Raw genomic sequence first — 21,889 nt, 5'->3', positions numbered from 1 at the left:
GTCACTCCCCGGGCATGGTCAGCAGCTCGTCGAGCCACGCGTCGTCGGAGTCGTCGACGTCGTCGCCCAGCGCGTCCGCGTCGTACTTGGTCTCGATGAGCCGGGCCACGGCGACCACGGTGCGCTCGCTCATCAGGTCGATGGCGTCGAACTGGCGGCCGATGCAGGCGGAGATGCTGCTGCCGATGGTCAGCGCCATGATGGAGTCGGCTCCCAGGTCCCGGAAGTCGGCGTGGACGTCGATCTCCGGGTGTCCGAGGACGTGCGCCAGGCAGCGGCCCACCATCCGTTCCGTGTCCGTGTAGTCGCCGTCCGGCTGTCCGGTGAGCCGTACCTCGGTGGACTCCACGGCCTCACGGACGCGGGCCAGGTTCTTCTTGGTCCGCTCCGCGAGCGCGGCCAGGCCCGTCGCGATCTTTTCCTGGACGTCCTCGGAGAGGGCGACGTCGTACGTCGGCAGGACGCTCATCAGGTCGCTGTCGTAGTTGACCTCGCCGGCGAAGAAGCCCGGCCGGTCGCCGCGCAGCGCCGCGTCGATCAGGCCGAGGCCGGCGCGAGTGCGCAGCGAACGGAACGCCAGGTCCTCGTTGACGCCGGTGGCGACCGCCATGCCGACCTCCCGCCAGGCCACCCATTCGACGCTGACCACGCGGTGCTCCGGAGTGTCCAGGGCGCGGGCCAGGTGGTCCAGGTAGTAGTTCGCGGCCGCGTAGTCGGCCTGTCCGAGGGCCGGGAACACCGCGGCCACCGAGGACATGTGCAGCACGAAGTCGGGCCGGTCGTCCCGCGTCAGGTGGTGCAGCAGGAACGCGCCGCGCAGCTTGGGCCGCAGAACGGCCGTGAAACCGGGTACCTCGCGGTAGGCGATGAGGCTGTCGCCGGGCACACCGGCGGCGTGGACGATGCCGTCGACGCGACCGTGCGCGGCGCGGATCGTGTCCAGCACGGCCGCCAGCGCTGCCTCGTCGGCTGTGTCCGCGGCCACCGGGTGCACGGTGGCGCCGAGTTCGGCCATCTCGCGGACCGCCGTGACGCGCGCCGCCGCGGGGTGCTGCGGGTCGGCGGCGACGGCGTCCCACTCGGACTCGGGCGGCAGCGCGGTGCGCCCGAGCAGGTACAGGTGGACGCCGGGAGCGGTGGCCGCGAAGTGCCGGGCCGTCTCCAGACCGATGCCGCCGAGACCGCCCGTCAGCAGATAGGCGCCGCCGGGCCGCAGGTACGTGTCGCGGACCGCTTCGATCTCCGGCAGTTCCGCGAAGGACTCCTGGAACTTGGCCGTGCCGCGCAGCGCGTACACGCCGGCCTGCCGGGCGAGGATCTCCTCGCGCAGCACCGCGGGCGGCACCGCGTCGTCGGCGTCGACCAGCCGGACGGTCACGTACGGGTACTCGCGGGCGATCGCCTTGACCAGCCCGGCGAGTGCCGCGTGTTCCGTGACGACGCCCGCCTCGCCCGGCGCGACCGCCAGCGCCCGCCGGGTCAGCACCACCAGGTCGACCGTCGCGCTCGCGTGCATCAGCGCCTTCGCCAGTCGGAACAGGCCGGTCAGGTCCTCGTCGACGCGGCGGTCCAGCTCCGCGGGATCGGCGGCCGGTCCGTCACCGAAGGCGGGAGCGTACACGAGGTGGGTGTATCCCTCGTCGACGAGTTCCTCGGCCAGTTCCTCCGGCTCGGTCCCGGGGGCGCCCGGCGTGCGCAGCACAGCGTCCGGCGGCAGGGCGGCGGCCACGACGTCGGTCGCTCCGGGGGCCACCAGCGCCAGCACGCGGGACGACGCCGCGTCGTACCGCGCGAGGGGCGCCGAGGTGAACTCCACCGCGTGGGTCAGCGGATGCGCCGCCCGCGGCCCGGCCGACGCGAACCGGTCACGCCAGTCCTCGGGGAAGTCGACCCAGGCCCGGGACTCGTCGAACTCGTACGGCGGCAGGTGCACGGTCCGCGGACCGAGCCCGTCGTACTGCGCGCTCAGGTCGAACGCGCCGCCATCGGCCCAGTGACGGGCGGCGTCGGTGCGGGCGGCGTCCGGCACGTCGCCCGCCTCGGTGGCCGCCAGCGCCGCCCGCAGGGCGGGCAGGTCGGTGACCGTGTAGGCGAGCCGGTGGCGGTGGTGGGCGCGGGAGACGTTCGACGTCCAGCACACGTCCCGGATGTCACCCTCGATCCGGCCCGCGTCGATCGCCTCGCGGTGACGGACGACCAGCCGGCCGAGCGACGCCGGGCTCTGCGCGCTGAGCGTGAACAGGTAGGGCGGCCGGCCCTCCGCCGGCTTCGGCGGCTCCGCGGTGAACTCCTCCAGCACGACGTGCGCGTTGGCCCCGCCGAGGCCGAACGCGCTGACCCCGGCGCGGCGCGGGGCGATCCCGTCCGGCCATTCCTGTGCCTCCCGCGGCACGTACACCGGGCCGCTCGCGAGGTCGATCGCCTCGTTGGGCCGCGTGTAGTTCGCCAGCGGCGGGATCGTGCGGTGTCGCAGCGCCAGCGCGGCCTTGATCACGCCCATCACGCCCGACCCCTCGAAGAGGTGGCCGATGTTCGCCTTCACCGTGCCCACCGCGCAGAACCGCCGGTCGTCGGTCCGGGCCGCGAACGCCCGCCGCAGTCCCTCGAACTCGATCGGGTCGCCGACCCTGGTGGCGGTGCCGTGCACCTCCAGATAGCCGATCGTTCGGGGGTCGACGCCCGCGTTGCGCCACGCGGCGTCCAGCAGATCGGCCTGGGCCCCGGCGTCCGGCGCGGTCATCATCTCCGAGCGGCCGTCGTGGTTGACCGCGCTCCCCTTGACGACCGCGTACACCTGGTCGCCGTCCGCCAGCGCCCGGTCCAGCCGCTTCAGCACGACCGCCCCGGAGCCCTCGCCGAAGCCGGTGCCGTCCGCGTTCTCGTCGAAGGTGCGGGTCACGCCGTCGGAGGACTCGATGCCGATACGGGTGTGCGGGTGCTGCACCGGCGCCATCACCACGCGGGTGCCGGCCACCACGGCCATCTCGCAGTCGCCCAGCAGCAGCGCGGCCCTGGCCTGGTGCAGCGCCAGCAGCGACGCCGAGCAGGCGCTGTCGATCACCATACTGGGACCGCGCAGGTCCAGCAGGTAGGAGATCCGGTTGGCCAGCATCGTCACGATGTTGCCGGTGATGCCGAGCTGGCCCAGTGCGGGATCGATGCGGCAGAAGTAGTCCAGGTAGGACCCGCCCGGGTTGCCGGCGTAGCCGATGTACACGCCGGTGCTGCTGCCCGCCAGCCGCTCGCCGGTGTACCCGGCGTCCTCGAGCGCGCGGTACATCGTGCGCAGGACCAGCCGCTGGTGCGGGTCGGTGACCGCGGCCTGCCTCGGGGTCATGCCGAAGAAGTCGTGGTCGAAGAGGTCGATCCGGTCCAGGAAGCTGCCGTCGTGGAACGCGACGCGCTCCTCGTCCGGCACCAGGGCCGATTCCCGGTGGTAGCGCAGGAACTCCTCGACGTCCCGGCGCCGCCGCGCGGGGAAGGGACGGGTGAGGCTGCGGCCGGTGCGGACGACGTCCCAGAAGGAGTGCTGGTCCGGCGCGTCGGGCACTTCGACGGACAGTCCGACGATGGCGATGTCCGTGGTCATACGTGTTCCTCCGTGGGCTGTGCCGCGATCCGTGCGATGAAGGCGGTGAGAGTGGTGCCGTCGGCCTCGTCGAAGTGGGTGACGCCGGCCGCGCGCAGGGCGCGGACCGTACGCACCCACTCCACCGGGCGGGAGATCTGCCGGCTGAGCAGTCGGACGGCCTGGCCGGCGTCGAACTCGGCCCCGGTGACGCTGGACATCACCGGTGTGTGCCCGGCGCGGAACTCGTGGTCGCGCAGGACGTCCGCGAAGGCCCGGCCGGCCGGGGCCATCGCCGGTGTGTGGAACGGGCCGCTGACGCGCACCGGCAGGACCCGGACGCCCGGGCCGCGCAGCGCCTTGGCCGCGAGCGCCAGTTGCCGCCGGTCACCGGCCACCGTCACCTGCTTGTCGCTGTTGCGGTTGGCGACGTGCACCAGGTTGAACCCGGCGGTGCGCAGCGTCGCCTCGACCCGTGCCGAGTCCAGACCGACGACCGCGACCATCGCGCCACCGGTGACGCCGGCCATCAGTTCGGCGCGGCGCCGGACCAGGGCGAGGCCGTCCATGAGGCCGACGACACCGGCGGCCACCAGCGCGTTGAACTCGCCCAGGCTGTGCCCGGCGAAGTAGTCGTACCGCCGGCCGGCCCGCTCCCGGTCCATCCAGGACAGCGCGTTGACGAGGAAGACGGCCGGCTGCGCGTACCGGGTGTCGGCGAGCCGGTCCTCGGGGTCCTCGCGGCACAGCTCCGCGACGGAACACCCGAGCAGCTCCGAGGCGGCCGCGGTCTCCCGCGGGTACCGTTCGAACAGTCCTTCCCCCATGCCTCTGCGCTGTACGCCCTGACCGGGGAAGACCAGACAGTGCATTCGTGCACGCTCCTCTTTCAGGCTGCTGGTGCGGGGATGCTGCGGTAGCGCAACCCGTTGCGGCTGCCGCGCAGGCTCTCCCGGGTGAAGACCCGGGCCGAGGGGCCCGGGCCGAAGTCGACGATCCTGTCGGGCCGGCAGCCGTCGATCGCCGCGCGGACCGTGCCGGGCCAGTCCAGTGGCCGGCACACCGCGTGGGCGAGGACGTCCGGCAACAGGTCACCGCGGTGCTGGAGGTTGACCGGGGCATCGGCGACGTACACCGGCAGGTGCAGCCGGTCGCCGGTCAGTGGATACGTCATCAGACGGCGGTCCTCGAGCGTCGCACGCACCGCGGCGTTCAGCAGCGGTGTGTGGAACGGCGCGGTGCTGCGCAGGTAGGCCCAGCGCACCCCGGCTTCGGCGAGCCGCCGCGCGTTCCGTGCCCGGAAGCCGGCGAGGTCCGCCGGATCACCGGCCAGCACGTGCGAGCGGCCGGAGTTGGCGAGGGCCAGGTGCACCGGGGAGTCCTGCGTGAGAGCGCTCAGTTCCTCGGCCGGCATGCCCGTCACCGCCGCCATCGGTGTGGCCTCGCCGGTCCGCGGCGGTGCCAGTTGGTGGCAGCGGATCAGGGCCAGCGCGGTCATGGTGATCATGTCGTGGCAGAAGGCCGTGTACTGCCGGCGACTGGTGATGCGGTACCCGGCGACCACCGCGCCGATCAGGCCCAGGCTGTGGCCGATGGCCGCCACCGGCGCCGGCCGGTCGCCGTCCGCGCCGCCGATCGCGGGCTGCAGCAGGCAGAGTTGGTAGAGGTGGGCGCACAGACCGTCGACGATGGAGTGGTCCAGGACGGCGGCGTCGGGTGACTCGCCGCGCAGCCAGGCGGTCAGCGGGATGCCACCGGGCAGTTCCCGGCGGTAGGCGTCCGCGCCGACGTGATCTAGCACTCCCGCCACCGCCTCGGCGGCAGTGGTGAAGTACCGGGCGTTCTCGGGGCGCGCGTAGAGCGCCCGCAGCGCGGCGAGCGGCGGGCCTTGCATGCCCGCCATGCCGCTGAACAGGTATAAGTCTCGCACGTGTCATTCCCTGAGGTGGTACTACCGGCCACTGGCCGGAGTCGGCAGGAGCTGCGGGAGGGCCGCCCCCTCGTCGACCAGCCGCCGTGCCGCCCGCTGTTCGAGCTGACGCAGGCGTTCGAGTCCGCGTCGGAGCCGATCCGCCGGCAGCGCGGGCAGCCCGGCCTGGAAGGCGGTGACCCGGTCCGACAACACGGTGGCCGTCTGCGCGATGCGGGCGTAGGCGGCGCGCACCTGCTCACCGTGCGCGGTGTGGGCCAGGAACCGGGAGAACAGTGCGCGGGAACCGGCCAGCAGGGCCAAGCTGTTGACTCCGGGCGCGCGGTACGCGGGTGACACCGAGGCGCGCTCCACGACCAGGTTGTCGCCGATGACGTCGTAGAGTTCGAAGCCGTCACGGAACCGGCCGAGGAAGGCACGGTAGGCGGCCTCGAACCCGTCGCGGTCCGGCGCGGAGATCTGCCGGACGGTGGCGCAGCCGGTGAACCAGCGGTCGGGTTCCCGGGCGTAACCGTCGCGCAGCACGTCCCAGCTCACGGTCAGCGGGAAGTACTCGTGGTCGTCGGCGACGTTGTCGACCAGCAGGACGTCTGTGCCGCTCGCTCCGCACAGCAGGAACGAGTGCAACAGGCCGTACTCCTCGGGAACGGTACCGGCCCGGCGCATGAACTCCACCCAGTACGGGAAGTGGTGCCGTGGCGCGTAGAAGAGAACCGGTTGTCCGGCGGCGAGGAACGCGGTCACACCGGACTCGAAGCGGGCCAGGTCCACGGTACCCGCCGAGAGCACCTCGAAGCCGAGCAGGCGCAGGTCGTCGTCGGTCACGTACGGGGTGTCGAAGGCCCAGCGGTCCTCGCCCCGCAGGTAGCAGTGGCGGTGGATGGCGGAGGTGGAGCCCAGCGCGCCGTACATCAACAGGTCGGACCAGCGGGTGCGGCCGCCGACGCAGGCCAGGAGCTGGCTCTTGCGGCAGTGCAGGTGGTTGTTGGGATCGCGGGTGCGGATCAGGTCCACGCCCGATAACTTGATCGACTGATCGATGGACAACAGCGTCAACCTCCGTTCGGCGGGCCCGCGTCGCGGATGGCGGAGCGAGGAGACACACCCCTCACCGAGGGCTGCGGGTCTCACGGGTCGGCTCCGTCCGCGTCGGGACGACGACGCCGGGCAGGTGTCCACGGGTTCACCGTGGTCGCACATCGATGTGCGGATTCCTCTCGCAGCTCACGCCGTGGACTTCCCGCCGTTGGGTGACCTGGGCGCGGCGTGCGGCAAGGAGGGGCGGATGGGTTGGTGGGGACCCGTCGATGGCGTCTTCGGCAGCGACACAGGCAACCGCTCAGGTGTTCGCCTGGTGTGCTCCATGATGTCAGCGGCGCAGGCACCGGTCAATAAAAGTCATACGATTTAGCGTCCGTGACCGCCGACTTCACCTCAAAGGTGATGGTTCGTCATGCGCTGTGCAGCCATGCGGAGTTGGCCGTGTGACACCTCCGCATGCGGAGACAGGTGTGAACACTCCATGGGCCGGGCCTCCTGCCGCACCCGCCGGTGCCCCGTCGCCACCGCCCGTCCTTGCGAGCGGCGGGAAGGTCGCGGAGACCGGTCAGGCGGGCAACGGCGATCAGCGGGGCGACGCGGCCTGAGGCGTGCCGGCACGGCCCGGAGCGATCCGAGGTCCTCCCGGGCCCGGGAGGGTACCGTGCCTCCTCCCCTTCGGGCAGCGGTCGTGCCCCGGCGACTCGTGACGTGCGCGGGGGGCCGGCCATAGCGTCGACAGGTGAGCCTTTGGACTTCCCTGGAGCCCGCCTCCGCGACCGTGGATCCGGGTGGCAGTACGCGTGTGCGGCTGCGGTTGCGCAACACGGGTGACGTCGTCGACGAGTACCGTTTCGAGCCGGTCGGTGACATCGCGCCCTGGACGACGGTGGAGCCGCAGACGCTGCGGTTGTTCCCCGGTACGACGGGGACGGTGGAGCTGACGTTCGCGCCGCCCCGTACGCCGGACGCGACGGCGGGCCCGAATCCGTACGCGGTGCGGATCACGCCGACCGAGCATCCGGAGGCCGTCACCGTCCCGGAGGGCAATCTCACGATCACCCCGTTCACGGAGGTGCGGGCGGAACTGGTGCCGCCGACGGTCAAGGGCCGTTTCCGGGGCCGTCCCCGCCTGGCGGTGGACAACCTGGGCAACACCAAGGTCACCGCGTCGGTGAGCGGCAGCGACAACGGCGACCAGTTGTCGTACGACATCCACCCGAGCAATGTGCAGATCGAGCCGGGCCGGGCCGCGTTCGTGAAGGCCACGCTGAAGCCCCGGAAGGTCATCTGGTTCGGGGGGAAGGAGCAGCGGCCGTACACCCTGGCGGTGCAGCGCTCCGGCGCGAAGCCCCTTCCCGTGGAGGGCACGTATCTCCAGCGCGGGTTCCTGCCCCGGTGGCTCGCCACGTTCTTCGGCGTGCTGATGGCTCTCGGCATCACCTTCGTGATGCTGTGGATCGCCTACAAGCCGAACGTCGGCAGCGGTGCCACCGAGAAGGTCGCCGAGGCGGGCAGCACCCTCGCGCCCGCCCCCTCCGCCACGGCACCACAGCCGCCGCCTCTCAGCTCAGCACCCGAGACGCCCTCCCTGCCGCCGCAGGAAGCGAAGGACGGCGCCGACGCGGGACAGAAGGGCGGGGACGACGGGGACAGCGGGGACGGCGGGGGTGGAGAGGCCCCTGCGGCCACCGTGACCGCCAAGCCTCCGGCGGACACCGCCGCCACCGCCGTGCGGCGGCTGGCCAAGGACGACCCGGGCGGCCGGCACATCTGCTATCGCGCCTTCGTCGCCGGAGAAGGCTGGCAGAAGCCGGTGTGCGACGGCACGATGACCGGCCGGACGGGCAGCGACGCCAAGATCAAAGCACTGAACGTCTCCACGACGGGAGTGGACGGCTCGGCCGCCAACGCCTATGTCAACGACCCCCAGTCGACCGACGGCAAGGGCCACTACGTGAAGTGGACGGCCATCGTCGCGGACGGCGAGGACAATTACATCGGCAGCGCCGACGACGACGCCCCGAGCATGTCGGGCTTCGCGATCAACGTCGGCAACGGCCGGATCTGCCAGACCTCCAGTGTCTGGAGTCGAGCCTGGGGCTCCCAGACGTGCGGTGACCAGCGCCCGGGCCTCGTCTTCGCGGGCACCTTGGACAACGGCGTCTGGCTCGAGGCCGTGAAGCTCACGGTCTGACAGCGGAGGCGGCGGGCTCCCCGGAGCCGTGCTCGCGGACGTGCCGGTGCGTGGCCGCCAGGCCGTGGTGTCGGTGCGCTCCGCCACCGCCGCCCGCGTGCGTCATGCGCCGCGGCCGCCGACGGGCCGTGTGCTCGCTCATCCTCGTCGCGGCAGCCGACTCCGTGCGGCCGAGTCTGCCGTCGTCGCCGAGCGCGAACCGGCAGAGCATGGTCCTGTGGGGCCCGGCACAGCGAGCGGCCCCGCCGGAACACCTCCCGGCGGGGCCGCTCGTCGCGCTGCCGCTAGTTGCCGCGGCTCGCGGGATCGTGGGCGACGTTGTCGTGGCCCTCGCCCTCGTGGGCCGGGATCGCGCCGGCTGAGCCGGTCCCGGTGCCGGCGGCCCGGTCACCGTGCCCCGGCCACCAGGCCGCGTGCCCGATGAGCGCGGTGAGACTGGGTGTGAAGAACATCGACATCACGAAGGCGGCGACCGCGATGCCGAAGGAGACGGCGAAACCCATCTCCGTGAGCAGCGAGTTGCCCGCCAGCATCATCGTGGCGAAGGTGGCCGCCAGGATGAAGCCGGCCGCGGCGACGGTCGGCCCGGCGTGCCGGAGTGCCATGCCGGCGGCCTCGCGCGGCTCGCGGCCCTCGCGGGCCTCCTCGCGCAACCGGGCGATCATGAGGATGTTGTAGTCCGTGCCGATGGCGACCACGAAGAGATACATGATCACCGGCAGCATGAACATCAGGCCCGAATGCCCCTGGCCGTTCTGGAAGATCCACACGGTGGCACCGAGAGTGGCGCCGAAGCCGAGGCCCACGGAGGCCATCAGGTACCAGGGTGCGACCACACTGCGCAGCAGCAGCCCCAGAATGATCATGATGAGGATCGCGGCGACGGGGAAGACCGTGCGGTAGTCGTGGTTGACCGCGGCGTCGATGTCCTTGTAGATCGAGGACATGCCGCCGACCAGGGCCTCGGTGCCGTCGGGGGCGTCGGCGTGCGCGGCGTCGCGCACCCGGCCCACGGCGTCGATGGCCTTGTCCGTCGACGCCTCGTACTTCAGCGTGACCGTGAAGTCCGCGGTGGTGCCCGCCTTGTTGACCTGGGTCATCCGGGCGTCCGCGACCCCGTCCACGGCGCCGAGCTTGCCCGCGTAGGCGTCGAACGCGGCCCGGTCCAGCGGCTTGCCGTCGGTGCTGGACAGGTAGACGTCGGTGGGAGCGGCCGCGCCCGCCGAGTACGCCTTCTGCATCTCGTCCTGGGCGACCATGGACTCCTTTGTCTTGGGCATGGACCCGGACGCCAGGTCGAAGGTGGCGTTGAAGTTCAGGATGCCCAGCGACAGGACGACCAGGACGAGTCCGGACAGTCCGGCGGTCAGCGCCGGGCGGCGCTGCACCCCGCGGCCGAGGGCGGCGAAGCGGGCGTTCTCCGGTTCCCGCTGCCAGGACTTGGACGGCCAGAAGACCTTCGGCCCGATGAGCGAGACCACGGCCGGGATCAGGGTCAGGCCCGCGACCAGCGTGGCGGCGACCGCGATGGCGAGCGCCGGCCCCATCTGCTTGAGGAAGCCGAGTGTGGACAGCACCAGCGCGAGGAAGGCGATGATGACCGCCCCGGCGGCCGAGGCGATGGCCTCACCGACCCGGTCGACCGCGTTGACCATGGCCTGCTTGGGTTCGTCGCCGGCGCGCAGGCGTTCGCGGTAGCGGAACATCAGGAACAGGAAGTAGTCCGTGCCCACGCCGAAGAGCACGACGATCAGGATCGACGAGATCGAGCTGTTGGCCTGGAGGCCGAACAGCTTGGTGGCGTAGGCGATCAGCCCGTTGGCGACGGCGGACACCAGGCCGATCAGGATCAGCGGCAGGATGGCGAGGATCGGCGCCCGGAAGATGATGAGCAGCGTCACCAGGATGATGACGAAGGTGCCGATGCCGATCAGTGCCTGTCCGCGTTTGGACGAGTCCTGTTGGTCGAGTGCCTGGGCCGCGGAGCCACCCAGTTTGACCTCCAGGTGCGTGCCCTTGGCCAGCTGCTTGACGCTTTCGCGCAACACCTTGGCCGCGTCGGCCTGTTCGGGCTGGCCGGCCTTCTTGCTGTCCATCTGGACCAGGGTCAGGTCGTACCTGCCGTCCTTGGACGGCTGGCCGGGGACGACCTTCTGCACCTGGTCGATGTGCTTCTTGCCCAGCTCGGTGGTGATCCGGGCGACGTCCTGCTTGTCGGCGTCCGTCAGCCGGCCGCCGTCGGTGCGCTGGTACAGCGCGATCGCGGACGGCGTGAAGGCGCTGGGGAACGCCTTCTGCTGCAGGTCCGCCGCTCTGATGGACTCGTAACTCTTCGGCAGGAAACTGCTCTCGTCACTGTTCGAAGGCAGGCCGGGAGCGGTGGCGACGATCGCCACCGCGGCGATCAGCCAGGCCACGATCGTCCAGACAGGATGTCGGACGACTGCGTTGCCTATTCGTCGGAACATGCGGGGGGTCCTCCTGGACAGGAAGATCACCGCAGCCCGGGGAGCCGGTCCCCGGCATCGGCGACCCCGGCCGACGCGCGTCCAACGCACCGGCCGAATGGTTGTCTAAGGGCCACATGGTAGTGACCATCCGACGGGATCATTCCAGCAGGCGCGCCCTGACACGAACGGATATCGGGCGGCCGGGACTTCCAGGTCGGACGCCCGCACTCAGCAGTCGAAGCTCTTGAGCGTCTTCGCGGCACCGGTGGCCGACTTCAGGTAGTCGTTCTCCGACTTCAAGATCTCGTTCTCCGCCGCCGACTCCGCCAACTGCACGACCAGTCCGGCAGCCATGGACAGGAGCCCTTCGTGCGCTGCCCGGAGCCCTTCGTGCTCCGCCTGAAGCTCCTCGTGCTCTTCCTGAAGCCCCTTGTACTTCTTCCAGGCGAAGACTCCGACGGTGGTGGCGGCGACCAGAACGCCGCCGCCGACCTTGACCATGGCCTTGGCTCTGCCGAACCTGCCTCCGGCCGGCCCGGCCCCGTCCTTGCCGATGCACACGTGGCCCGTCCGGCGCGAGTGCTGTTGAGCGTCATCGAGACGGTCGCTCCGATGCGAGCACGATCCGCATGGGTAATGGGTCAACAGTCGTTCCTCTCCCCCAAACCGTGAGCTTGCCACAATTCACGAGCTTTCGGCGACCACTTGGTCATCCTCCGTACGCCCACTGACGCCGAGGGAAGGATGCGCACCTGCACGGGCGGGCGGAGCTGGACGCCGCGGATGACGAGGATGGGCGGTCGGTGGCGCCGGCGACGCGTGGCCGCAGGCGGGACAGGCGGCAGTGGCTACCTTCGGCGGGCGAGACGGCCGCCGCCTGAACTGGGCCGACGCACCTTGCTCAGGTCGCCCACGGTAGTCGATCATTCTTGGATGAGACCCGAGATCCAGGCGTTCGTCGGCGCCGGCCCCCTCCCGGGCTGGGACGCCGACGAGGAGGAGATCGACCGCCGAGTCAGTCAACTCGAGGCGATCTCCGCACCCGTCACACCTGACGAGGGGCAGGCCCTGGCTGCCTGCTTCGGCCCCGACGACTGCTACGGCGTCGCCTGGTCGCTGCTGCACCTGATCGAGACCAGCCCGGGCCCGGTGCCGGCGGTCACACCGCCCGGACCCGATGCCAGTGACTGGCACCACACGCTCTGGAACCGCTGGGGAACCACGGACCCACCGACAAGGACGTGACGCGTTAGCATCGGTGCCCCCCGTTGTGCGTCCAGTCCTCGTGGCACATGGTGGCCGGCCAGGTCAGGCCGGAGTCGGCGTCGTCGAACAGCTTCATCCGCAGCTCTTACGTCGGGAAAGCGGTCCGGGCCGCATCGGCAAGGCTCGGAGCGAGGGAGGCCAAGAGCTCGACGGCCTCGGTGATGCAACGGTGGGCCGTGATTCCGGATCCGAACCCGGCTGCGAGCTGGGCATACGGGTGGCCGTTGCGCAGATGAACGAGAGGGAGCAGGGCCTGTCGGCCGAAGCGCCTGTCAGCGCCGTATCGGCCCCGCGGATGGAACGGACCCCTCCGCATCGGAGCCTTGCTCTTGCCACTGGATGCACGTGGGGCGCACTCCTCCAGAGGAGAGGAACTCCTTCACAGCCTGACGCACAAGAGCGATGGGAATTGCCGAACGCTCCGGGAACTCCCGCTCGCCACCCGACACGTAGTAGGAGACTTCTCCTCGACACACGTAGCAGGAGACTTCTCCTCGACCTCGCGTGGGGTCGAAGGAGAAGAAGTTGCCGTCATCCATAAAGCTGAGGGCGCCGACCTCTAGGTCCCCGTCCACCCCGACCACCAACTCATGGTCGGGAAATCCTGTCGGCATGAGCGGACGGTCCAGACTGTACAGAGCAGCAGCGTTGTCGAACCGGCCCCCCGCCAGGAGCGCGTCGATCAAAGCGTCGACATCACCCGGATCCTCAAGCAGAACCGGGATACCTCTGTGTTCACTCCGGTAGTACGCCTCTACCTGACGTGACGTCATATGCCGTTCTCGGCAACTGTTCTCACTCTGTTCTCCCGATGACACCGGGCGAATCTATCCTGTCCGCGCGGCCCCGCCCGACACGCGCGCACCGTTTGGACGGCAGAGGCACGCCGGAACAGACGACCCGCTCCGGCATGCCTGGCGACTGGACGGTCCGCGCCGTCCACGCCTCACCGACCGAGGACGCATCGGTGGGGTGGGTGGCCCACCTTCTGCCTCGACGCCCGGAAGAGCCACCGCCCGGTGTCACATCGAGCGACGCCGCGCGAGGCGCGACCGCTGTCGGCGGCACCGGATCCGGTTGCCGCGGGTCACTCGCTGCCGGAGGTGACCAGTTCGCGTACGTTGTCGACGCTGCCGCAGCCGTCGTCCAGGTACTTCGCCCGGGCTGCGCGGAACGCCTCGCCCAACTGGGAACGGCGGTCGTCGGCGACGTTCTCCCGCGCGTCGTTGAGGAGGGTCCGCTCCTCCTCGTCGGCGTGGTGATTGACCGCCGTGACGAGTTCCTCCAGCTTCTCGTCCCACTCGTCGGAGCCGACGTCCTCGACTTCGAGCAGAGCGAGCAGCGCCTCGTTGGCCTCCTGGTGCTCGTGCACGCTGTGTTCGACGTCGTCATCGTCGACGTTCTTGTAGCGGCGCAGGGCCGGATAGACCTCGTCCTCCTCGGCCGAGGCGTGAGCGACGAGCAGATGCGCGAACTCCTCGAGGGCGGCGGCGCGGTCGGCTTCGGCGTTGCGCATGGTGCGGAAGAGGTCTTCCATCCGTCGATGATCCTGCAGGATGAGCTCGACGACATCCGTGGACGGCACGGGTACTCCCTACTGTTCTGGCGACGACGATCCGGTGTGCCGGATACCCCCGCCTGCGCTGCCCAGACGCTCCGCCCTCCACGAGATCGTCCAGGCACACCCTGACGCACAGGGCCGGACCGTCGGCGCTGCTCACTCCCCCGGCGGCGAGTCGCGCCGACGCGGCGGGGCCGTACTCGCGCGAGGGACCCCTCGCGTCGGCACGAGCGTCGTCCCGGGCGGTCGCTCGCCAGGTCCCACCATGGTGACCTCACCCTGGCCCCCTGAGCCCGACTCCGAAGCCGACCGGGACATCGACGTCCGGGAGGGCGGGGGGGGCTCCGGTTCGTGGGTCCGCCTTCGGAGATCATCAGGTGTCGGCTCATGCTGGGGTCACATGTCGTCATGAACCCACCGGTCGAGCGTGGCAGTCACCTGCTCCGCCGGTCCCCGCTCCGCTGCGTGTGCGGTCAGCAGCTGCCGTCCGACGTCGGCAGCCCTCTGCCGGCGCCGGCCGTCCGGCTCACGATGCTGGGCACGCAGCCGGCTGCGTCCAGGTCGTAGGAGTAGGGGACGGTGACCGTGGTGTTGGACTGCGGGTCCGGGCCGGCGGGGTGGTTCTCACTGCCGGTGCCGGACCATGTCACGTTGTCGTAGATGTTGCCGCTGACCTGCCAGTAGCCGAGCTTGTCGGTGTAGAAGGTGCCCAGGACGTCCTTGGAGTCCTTGAAGTAGTTGTTGTCCACCTTGGCGTGGGCCCCGACGCGGGAGTTGATGCCCGACTTGTTCAGGTTCACGTAGTAGTTGTTGTAGATGTGGGCCGTGCCGCCGCGCAGCAGGGGGGCGCGGGAGTCCAGGTTCTCGTAGAGGTTGTGGTGGTACGTGATGAAGGTGCTCGTGAGGTCGCTGTCGCTGTGCCCCACGAGGCCGCCGCGGCCGGAGTCGCGCAGGACGCTGTAGGACAGCGTCACGTAGCGGGTGTTGTTCTTGAGGTCGAAGAGACTGTCGTACCCCTCTTCCTCCCCGCCCGACGCCTCGAGGGTCGCGTGGTCGACCCAGACGTTGTGGACGTCCTTCTCCATGCCGATGGCGTCGCCGCCGTTGGAGACCGGGGAACCGGACTTCTTGACGTTGCGGACGGTGACGTTCTGGATGACGATGTTGCCGGCCTCCCGGACGTGGATGCCGAGTTGGTCGAAGACCGCGCCGCTGCCGACCCCGACGAGGGTGACGTTGCTGACCTGCTTGAGATCGATCACGTCGTCGGCGGTGTCGCAGCTCTTGCCGGACACCCGGCTGGTATTGCCGTGGTTGATGGTTCCCTCGACCTCGATGATGATCGGGGTGCTGCTGCTGGCCCGGTTGCACAGGGCCGCGTTGATCGCGGTTCCCGTGGTGGCCCGCACCGTCTGCCCGCCCGCGCCACCGGTTGTGCCGCCGTTCTGGCTCGCGTAGCCGGAGGCGCCGCTGGTCGCCGCCGACGCCTCGGGCGCCGACAGGACCGCGCCGCCCGCGGCCACGAGGGCCATCGCGGCCAGCGCCGCATGGATCCTGGATGTGACTGGTCCGCTCATCCTTGTCTCCTTCAGTGCTTCGTCGGGTGTCACATGTGCCGGTTGCCGTGCTCCGCGGCGGACGCGGGGGGTGTGCCCGCCGCCGGGTCGGAGGGGTGCCGCCGCGAGGCCGAAGGTTCGCGGCGGCACGGAACACCTCGTCCGGGATACGCGTGGCCGTGGCTCCGGGCAGCGCCGACGGGATGGGCCCGGACGACGGGGCAGCGGACGGCCGCGTCGGTTACGGTGTGACCGCCTTGCCGCCGAAGGTGACGACGAGGTGGCCGTCGGAGGCGAGGGACCAGCCCAGGGCTCCGGTGTAGGAGGAGCAGCGCGACCCGTTCGAGCCGAGCCAGAACTGGTTCGAGGCGTCGGCGTCGGCTCCCGTGCTGATCTTGTCGTTCGTGCCGCTGCCGGTGCGGCACGAGGTGTTGCCGCGGAACACCGAGGTTCCCTCGTCGAACGCGAAGTTGCGGACGCCGTTGTCGACGCCGGCGTTGTTCGAGACGGTCATCGTGCCGGGGTTGCTGTTGTAGGTGAAGCCGTGGTGGCCGTTGCCGTAGGCCACGTTGTGCCGGACGATGTGGTTGACCTTGATGTCGTCGCCGCCGAGCTTGTAGCCGTTGCGGTCGCCGTTCTTGTTCTGGGTGCCGTCGGTGAGGGTGCCGTTCTTGTAGGACAGGGAGTACTCGATGGTGACCGGGCCGATGGGGCCGGTGTCGGTCTTGGTGTAGAGGTCCCAGCCGTCGTCGATGTTGTTGTGGGAGACGTCGTAGCGGAAGACGTTTCCGGTGCCGGTGGTGAGCTTCGCGGCGAAACCGTCGGCGTTCTCGCCGCTGGAGTCCCTGTTGTCGTGGGACTCCGAGCTCACGATGAGGTTGTTCGACGGCCACTTGGACGCGGGGGTGCTGCTGGCGATCCGTCCGAGCTGGAGTCCCGTGTCGCGGTTGTACGCCGTCACCGCGCGCTCGATGACGTTGTTGCTGCCGCCCACGTAGATGCCGTTGTCCCCGGCGTGCTGGACGGTCAGGCCGTACAGGTGCCAGTAGTCGGCCATCAGCTGAAGGCCCCGGTTCGACGAGCCCTCGCTCTGCGCCGAGAAGTCCAGCACCGGCTTCTCGCCTGGATAGGCGGACAGGAGGGTGCGGGCACTGGAGGTGCCGTTGCCGCCGGCCGGGATGGTGATCGTCGACGAGTACTTGTACGTCCCGCCGCGCAGGTAGATCGTCCCGCCCGGGGTGATCCGGCTGATCGCCGAGGTGAGCGTCGTCGGCGCCGACTGCGTTCCGGCCGCACTGTCCTTGCCGTCCGGCGCGACGTAGAGAACGGTGCCCGACGCCGTCACGGCGCCGGCCGCCGCGAGGGGTGCGACGACGCCGTGAACGGGAACGGCCTGTGCCGTGTTGCCGGACAGCGTGACGAGTGCGCCGGTCAGCAGGCTGACCGATGCGATCGCGGCTCTCGAATGCATTGCCTGTCTCCTTGGTCGTGGGGGTGCGCGGGTGGTCGTGATCCCCAGCGGTCGGGCGCGGCACCGGGTCAGCGGTCGGGCGTCGGCCGAGCCCGGATGCGGTGACACAACAGCTGGTCCTCTCGCTCCGCGAGGGCTTCGGCGAGGGACCCACGGGCCGCCCGGTTCCTGAGGGATCACCCGTACGCACGGTGGGGGAAAGCGCTTACTGGAAAGTTAGGAGCCTGTCGTGACCGCGTCAAGAGTTTTGTTTCTGAACGTTGTTCACATTACTGAACCTTGGGACACGGCCCGCGCGGCCGAGGGAGCACTCGCGTGTCTCAGCGCCGCTTCCACGGCGCCCAGTCCCCCAGGTAGGCCTCGCGGGTCGCCGACCTCGCCTGCGCACGGGTGAGCTGGGGGCGGTTCTCCGGTACCGTGACCGCCGCGCCGGGGCCCGTGTCGCGGTACTCCGCGAACCGCTGGTCCTGCCAGGGGTGGGCGGACGACATGTTCGTCCAGGGGGCGGCCGCGTCGATGCCCCGGCCGAGCCAGGTGTCGCGGACCGTGAGCATGGGGCGGGCGGTGGGGTCGGAGCCGGGGACCCAGGGGCGGGCCAGCTTGTAGAAGGCGTCCGGGGCCCCGCTCGTGACGCGGCCGTGGGTGACCAGATAGCCGCGCGGGTTCGCCGCCGCCGTCGAGGGGGCGAAGACGAAGCCGTAGGGGGCCGCGGTGAGGTCCGTGCGGTTCAGGGTGTGGAAGGCACAGTGTTCGAACACCGCCGTCGCGCGGCCGAAGACGAAGTCGACATCGCCCTCCACGTAGCAGTGCGCGTAGTACTGGCGGGCGAAGGCGGTGAGGGCCGTGGAGTCGGCGTACAGGGTGTCCTGGTGGCCCAGGAAGCGGCAGCCGAGAAACGCCGAGCGGTCGCCCTGGGCCTTGATCGCGACGGCCTGGGTGCCGGAGACTTCGGGGTGCTCCGCGCGCAGCCAGTCGTTGGCGAAGGTGATCCGGCGGGCGGTGAAGCCGTCCGCCTGGACGGTGGTCGTGGCCGAGCCGGTGGTGCCGTAGGCGCCCGAACCGTCGGGCTTCTGCGTGCCGGCGGCGTTGCCGTACACGATGACCACGTCGCGGGCGTCCCCGGTGGCGCCGAGCCAGGTCATCTCCGTGCGGTCGGCGGGTACGGCGACCGTCTCCCGGTAGGTGCCGGCGGCCAGGACCAGGGTCCAGCCGGCGCCGGTCGTGGCGTTCACCGCCGCCTGGACGGTGGTGAAGTCGCCCCGGCCGCGCGGGTCGACGTACAGGGTCCGGGGGCCGGGGCGGGCGGCGGGTGAGCCGTGGCGGCCGAACGGGAGACCGCGTGCGGGAGCGGCCTGGGCCCGCGGGGCGGTCAGACCGAGCGTGGCGGTCGCGGCGGCGGAGGCGAGGAGGAGGTGCCGTCTGGAAGGCATACGGGGGTTCCTTCGTGAGGCGGGTGACGGATGTGGGCCGGGGCGGTTCGCGCGGGACGGACCGCCCCGGCCGGCTCACGGGGAGCGTCAGCGCAGGCGGCCCGCGCCCGCGCGGTGGTCGACGAGGGCCGGGACGGCCTTCGGGGAGTCGACGTGGGTGCGCAGGACGGGGGTCCAGCCCGCGCCCGGCTGCAGGATCTCGCCGGGCACCTCGGTGTTGTGGACGGCGATGAGGTCGGTGCGCCTGCCGTTGACGTAGTTGTCGGCGGCCGTCACCGGCGCTTCCTTCCACTTCTTGAGGATCGTGCCCGCGCCGACACCGCTCGGGAGCGTGAACGCGTTGTGCTCGGCGACGAGCTGGGACTCCATCCCGATGCCGTAGCTGTAGCCGTAGTCGGCGCCGGCCACGAAGTGGTTGTTGTAGGAGTCGACCTGGCCGAAGCGGACGCGCGGGGCGCGCTCGACCAGGTCGGCGAACAGGTTGTGGTGGAAGGTGGCCTTGAGGTGGCCCCGGTCGACGGCGGCGGTGGACGCGCTGTCGCTGTTGCCGATCAGGATCGTCTTGTCGTGGTCGGCGAAGACGTTCCAGGAGGCCGTCACGTAGTCCGCGCCCTTGACGATGTCGAGTTCGCCGTCGTGCTGCTCGAAGACGCGGCCGTAGTAGTGCGGCAGGGTGCTGTCGGGGTGGTCGCCGTCGGTGAAGGTGTTGTGGTCCATCCACACGTGGGTGGCGCCGTAGACGACCGCGCTGTCGTACTCGGAGTTCCAGTTGCCGTCGGCGGTGTCGGTCGGGTCCCACTGCGGGAAGCAGTCCAGCGGGCTCTCGAGGGCGAGGTTGCGGACGATGACGTTGTCCACGTCCTTGATCTGCAGGCTCGCGCCCTTGAAGCCGGCGTCCTCGCCGATGCCGACGATGGTGGTGTCGGCGGGAACGTAGGCCTTGATGTAGGCGTCCTGGCGCGCCTGCGAGGCGCGGCGCAGGCCCTCGGGGCTGTTGTCGGGCTCGGCGGAGAGGTCCTTGTCCCGGCCCCAGGTCTCGGGGGCGTAGGTCTGGAGATACGTGTCGAAGTCGTAGCCGGGAACGGCGAAGGAGTCGCAGCCCGGGCCGTCCGCGTCGATGGTCCCCTTGACCTTGATGATCCTCGGGGCGTTCCCGCCGGCGGCGAGGGCGGCCTTGAAGGCATCCCAGGTGCTGACGGTGTAGACGTGTGCGGCGTCGGCCTTCGCACCGCCGGTCGTGCCGGTGCCGTAGGAGGCCCAGCCGTCCTCGGCGGCGAGCACCTGACGGCCGAGGTCCTCGTGGTGGTGACGGGGCTGGGCGGTGGCGGTGCCGGTGACGGCGAGCACCAGGGCGGCGCAGGCCACCGCCACGGTGCTGACGCGCTCATGACATTTCGGTGTGCGCATGGTGCGGGTCTCCTCGCTTACGGGGCCGGAGCCGGCCAGGTGATCGGGGGCGTGGGTGTCTCGTCGTGCGGCCGGACGGTGTCGTGCGGCGCGAGCACGCGGATGCGCGGCGGCTCCCGCGCGACCGGTCGCGCTACGGCGATCGCCCCCGGCGGGTCGAACTGCGTGTCGTCGCGCTGCCCGGGCCGCCCCGGCCGCCGCGAGGGCGGCCGGGACGGCGGCGGGCGCCGTGGAGGTGAGGTGCCTTCGGGTGAGCGGCACGCCGGTGATCAGCCCTTCTGCTGCTTCCACTCGGCCTGCGCCTTGTTCAGCTGGTCGGCCAGGGTGTCCAGGAACTGCTTCGCGGTCATCCGGCCGAGCAGCAGCTTCTGGAAGTTCGGCTCGTTGTCGGCCTTGGAGATGGTGTTCCAGTCGGGCAGGTAGTAGGGCAGCTGCACGATCTTGGTGTGGGCGCCGTTGAGCGCCTCGGCCGCGAGCCTGGTCGGCTCGGCCTGCTGGATCCAGGTGTCCTTGGCCGCGTCGGTGTTGGACGGCACCTGTCCGGCGGCCTCGTTGAACTTGGAGTTCTCCGCGGCGGAGACGGCGAACTCGATGAACTTCCAGGCCGCCGCCTTGTTCTGCCCCGTCTTGAACAGGGCCAGCCCGTCGACCGGGTTGGACACCTGGACCCGGGTGCCGTCGGCGAGGGTGGGGTTGGGGACGCCCCGGAACTTGTCCTTGCCCAGTGCCTTCAGGTGGTCCTGGTAGGAGCCGAGGTTGTGGCTCAGCATGCCGATGGTGCCGGAGTCCCACTGGGCGACCATCTTGGTGAAGTCGTTGTTGACGTCGGCTGACGGGGTGTCCTTCTTGTAGAGCGCGACGTACTTCTCCAGCGCCGCCACGTTCCTGGGGTCGTCGACCGTGGTCCGGTCGCCGTTCCAGAACGAGGTGATGCCGCTCTGCCCGTACACCGCGTCCAGGGCCGGCGCGATGGATCCCTCGCCGCCCCGGATGGTGAAGCCGAACCGGTTCCCGCCCCTGTCGGTGAGCTTGTCGGCGGCCTCGTAGAACTTCGGCCAGGTGGTCGGCGCGTCCAGGCCCGCCTTCGCGAACAGGTCCGTGCGGTACCACAGGGTGCCGTTGTTCACGGAGGTCGGGATCTGGTACAGGGTGTCGCCGCCGCCGGCCGCCTTGCTGACGCCGAGCAGGTTCTGGCTCAGTCTGCCGTTCAGCGCGCTCTTCTCCAGCCGGCCGTCGAGCGGCTCCAGCGCGTTCTGCGCGGCGAGTTCGGCGAGCATCGCGGTGCCGACGCCGCCCACGTCGGGCAGACCGCCGCCCTGGATCGCGGTGTCGTACTTCGACTGGGCGCCGGCCGCGGGGATGCCGACGTACTTGACCTTGATGTCGGGGTTCTTCTTCTCGAAGTCGGCGATGATCTGCTTCCAGATGTCGGTGCGCACACCGCCGTTGTTGTCCCAGAAGGTGATCTCGCCCTTGCCCGCCCCCTCGGAGCCCTTGCCGCCGCCCGAACCGCTGCCGTCGTCGCCACACGCGGTGACGGTCAGCGCGAGCACCGAACCGAGGGCGACGGCCACGGCGGCGCGACGCCCGCTTCTGTGAATGGTGATCTTCATTGATCGGCTCTCTTCTTCTGGATCCAACGAGTGCGTGAAGCTGTGGGGGGACGTGCGTGACCCCTGCGCGGCGGCGATGCGGAACCGCGTGGAGGTGGCCGCGCCGGTGTGTCCCTGACCGGCGGGCGCGAGCGAGAACAGGCCGGGCAGGGCGCCGGCCCCGTGCCGCGGGACGGCGGCGAGGACCTGGCCGGACGGTCGGAAGCGCGTTCCGGCGTCGTAGGAGATCCGGCAGCGGGCCCCCACGCCGGCCTCCACCCGCGGCCGGGCGCGTCCGTCGGGCACGGCCTCCCCGTCGGCGTCCAGGACGGGGTTCGCGCAGGCGCCGTCGCCCAGGTCGGCGCCGGGCGGGCGCAGACGGTTCGCCAGGTTCAGGGGCCCGCAGGCGTTCGCCCCGGTGGC

Annotated in this window: 14 protein-coding genes and 2 pseudogenes; 2 read left to right on the top strand and 14 right to left on the bottom strand. The window is 70.7% G+C overall.

Going from position 1 to position 21,889, the window contains the following annotated elements; translation table 11 throughout:
• Position 1: 1 nt before the first annotated feature.
• Genes ACH5A8_RS13305 through ACH5A8_RS13290 form a run of 4 tightly spaced genes read right to left on the bottom strand, consistent with a single transcriptional unit; the run spans position 2 to position 6,545 of the window.
• Positions 2–3,589 (bottom strand): SDR family NAD(P)-dependent oxidoreductase, encoded by a 3,588-nt coding sequence (locus tag ACH5A8_RS13305; protein ID WP_399001179.1) that lies wholly within the window; start codon positions 3,587–3,589, stop codon positions 2–4.
• Positions 3,586–4,440 carry an ACP S-malonyltransferase gene (locus ACH5A8_RS13300; protein WP_399001177.1) on the bottom strand — a complete coding sequence of 285 codons (855 nt, stop codon included), beginning with the start codon at positions 4,438–4,440 and terminating at the stop codon, positions 3,586–3,588. Before ACH5A8_RS13300 ends, ACH5A8_RS13305 begins: the two co-directional genes overlap by 4 nt.
• A 17-nt stretch (positions 4,441–4,457) precedes the next feature.
• On the bottom strand, positions 4,458–5,498 hold the full coding sequence (locus ACH5A8_RS13295) for a hypothetical protein (protein WP_399001175.1): 1,041 nt from the start codon (positions 5,496–5,498) through the stop codon (positions 4,458–4,460).
• 21 nt (positions 5,499–5,519) lie between these two features.
• Positions 5,520–6,545, bottom strand: coding sequence for a hypothetical protein (locus ACH5A8_RS13290; protein WP_399001173.1), 1,026 nt, complete (start codon positions 6,543–6,545; stop codon positions 5,520–5,522).
• A gap of 733 nt (positions 6,546–7,278) precedes the next feature.
• On the opposite strand from ACH5A8_RS13290, the gene ACH5A8_RS13285 reads away from it, so the two are divergent.
• Complete coding sequence (locus ACH5A8_RS13285) at positions 7,279–8,733, top strand: hydrolase (protein ID WP_399001172.1); 1,455 nt, start codon at positions 7,279–7,281, stop codon at positions 8,731–8,733.
• A gap of 284 nt (positions 8,734–9,017) precedes the next feature.
• Here ACH5A8_RS13285 and ACH5A8_RS13280 read toward each other — a convergent pair whose 3' ends face one another.
• Together ACH5A8_RS13280 and ACH5A8_RS13275 are read right to left on the bottom strand one after the other, a co-directional pair.
• Positions 9,018–11,201 (bottom strand): MMPL family transporter, encoded by a 2,184-nt coding sequence (locus ACH5A8_RS13280; protein ID WP_399001170.1) that lies wholly within the window; start codon positions 11,199–11,201, stop codon positions 9,018–9,020.
• 210 nt (positions 11,202–11,411) lie between these two features.
• Positions 11,412–11,744 carry a hypothetical protein gene (locus ACH5A8_RS13275; protein ID WP_399001168.1) on the bottom strand — a complete coding sequence of 111 codons (333 nt, stop codon included), beginning with the start codon at positions 11,742–11,744 and terminating at the stop codon, positions 11,412–11,414.
• 372 nt (positions 11,745–12,116) lie between these two features.
• On the opposite strand from ACH5A8_RS13275, the gene ACH5A8_RS13270 reads away from it, so the two are divergent.
• Positions 12,117–12,428 (top strand): hypothetical protein, encoded by a 312-nt coding sequence (locus ACH5A8_RS13270; RefSeq protein ID WP_399001166.1) that lies wholly within the window; start codon positions 12,117–12,119, stop codon positions 12,426–12,428.
• A gap of 118 nt (positions 12,429–12,546) precedes the next feature.
• Here ACH5A8_RS13270 and ACH5A8_RS13265 read toward each other — a convergent pair.
• The 8 genes and pseudogenes from ACH5A8_RS13265 to ACH5A8_RS13230 form a co-directional block, all read right to left on the bottom strand.
• A pseudogene (locus ACH5A8_RS13265) lies at positions 12,547–12,708 on the bottom strand (transposase family protein); the annotation flags it as partial.
• Between the two features lie 13 nt (positions 12,709–12,721).
• Positions 12,722–13,222: an Imm1 family immunity protein gene (locus ACH5A8_RS13260; protein ID WP_399001164.1), complete on the bottom strand. Its 501-nt coding sequence runs from the start codon at positions 13,220–13,222 to the stop codon at positions 12,722–12,724.
• 314 nt (positions 13,223–13,536) lie between these two features.
• Positions 13,537–14,034 (bottom strand): hemerythrin domain-containing protein, encoded by a 498-nt coding sequence (locus tag ACH5A8_RS13255; RefSeq protein WP_399001163.1) that lies wholly within the window; start codon positions 14,032–14,034, stop codon positions 13,537–13,539.
• A 452-nt stretch (positions 14,035–14,486) separates the two neighbouring features.
• Positions 14,487–15,587: pseudogene (locus ACH5A8_RS13250) on the bottom strand (polysaccharide lyase family 1 protein); the annotation flags it as partial.
• A 220-nt stretch (positions 15,588–15,807) separates the two neighbouring features.
• Positions 15,808–17,037, bottom strand: a complete 1,230-nt coding sequence (locus ACH5A8_RS13245; RefSeq protein WP_399001161.1) for a right-handed parallel beta-helix repeat-containing protein — start codon at positions 17,035–17,037, stop codon at positions 15,808–15,810.
• Between the two features lie 320 nt (positions 17,038–17,357).
• Positions 17,358–18,467, bottom strand: a complete 1,110-nt coding sequence (locus ACH5A8_RS13240) for a pectinesterase family protein (protein WP_399001159.1) — start codon at positions 18,465–18,467, stop codon at positions 17,358–17,360.
• An 87-nt stretch (positions 18,468–18,554) separates the two neighbouring features.
• The gene (locus tag ACH5A8_RS13235) at positions 18,555–19,874 is read right to left on the bottom strand and encodes a polysaccharide lyase family 1 protein (protein ID WP_399001157.1); all 1,320 of its coding nucleotides are present in this window, start codon (positions 19,872–19,874) and stop codon (positions 18,555–18,557) included.
• Between the two features lie 269 nt (positions 19,875–20,143).
• The gene (locus tag ACH5A8_RS13230) at positions 20,144–21,487 is read right to left on the bottom strand and encodes an ABC transporter substrate-binding protein (protein ID WP_399001505.1); all 1,344 of its coding nucleotides are present in this window, start codon (positions 21,485–21,487) and stop codon (positions 20,144–20,146) included.
• Positions 21,488–21,889 lie beyond the last annotated feature (402 nt).

Origin of the sequence: Streptomyces sp. NPDC018610, assembly GCF_044391765.1 — a bacterium.
In the GTDB taxonomy this organism is placed as follows: domain Bacteria; phylum Actinomycetota; class Actinomycetes; order Streptomycetales; family Streptomycetaceae; genus Streptomyces.
This window is presented reverse-complemented; position numbering and strand designations above follow the sequence as displayed.

Excerpts from the sequence above, each read along its gene's own strand:
- ACH5A8_RS13305 (WP_399001179.1), bottom strand. The coding sequence starts at position 3,589 with ATGACCACGGACATCGCCATCGTCGGACTGTCCGTCGAAGTGCCCGAC.
- ACH5A8_RS13300 (WP_399001177.1), bottom strand. The coding sequence starts at position 4,440 with ATGCACTGTCTGGTCTTCCCCGGTCAGGGCGTACAGCGCAGAGGCATG.
- ACH5A8_RS13280 (WP_399001170.1), bottom strand. The coding sequence starts at position 11,201 with ATGTTCCGACGAATAGGCAACGCAGTCGTCCGACATCCTGTCTGGACG.
- ACH5A8_RS13270 (WP_399001166.1), top strand. The coding sequence starts at position 12,117 with ATGAGACCCGAGATCCAGGCGTTCGTCGGCGCCGGCCCCCTCCCGGGC.
- ACH5A8_RS13260 (WP_399001164.1), bottom strand. The coding sequence starts at position 13,222 with ATGACGTCACGTCAGGTAGAGGCGTACTACCGGAGTGAACACAGAGGT.
- ACH5A8_RS13245 (WP_399001161.1), bottom strand. The coding sequence starts at position 17,037 with ATGCATTCGAGAGCCGCGATCGCATCGGTCAGCCTGCTGACCGGCGCA.
- ACH5A8_RS13240 (WP_399001159.1), bottom strand. The coding sequence starts at position 18,467 with ATGCCTTCCAGACGGCACCTCCTCCTCGCCTCCGCCGCCGCGACCGCC.
- ACH5A8_RS13235 (WP_399001157.1), bottom strand. The coding sequence starts at position 19,874 with ATGCGCACACCGAAATGTCATGAGCGCGTCAGCACCGTGGCGGTGGCC.
- ACH5A8_RS13230 (WP_399001505.1), bottom strand. The coding sequence starts at position 21,487 with ATGAAGATCACCATTCACAGAAGCGGGCGTCGCGCCGCCGTGGCCGTC.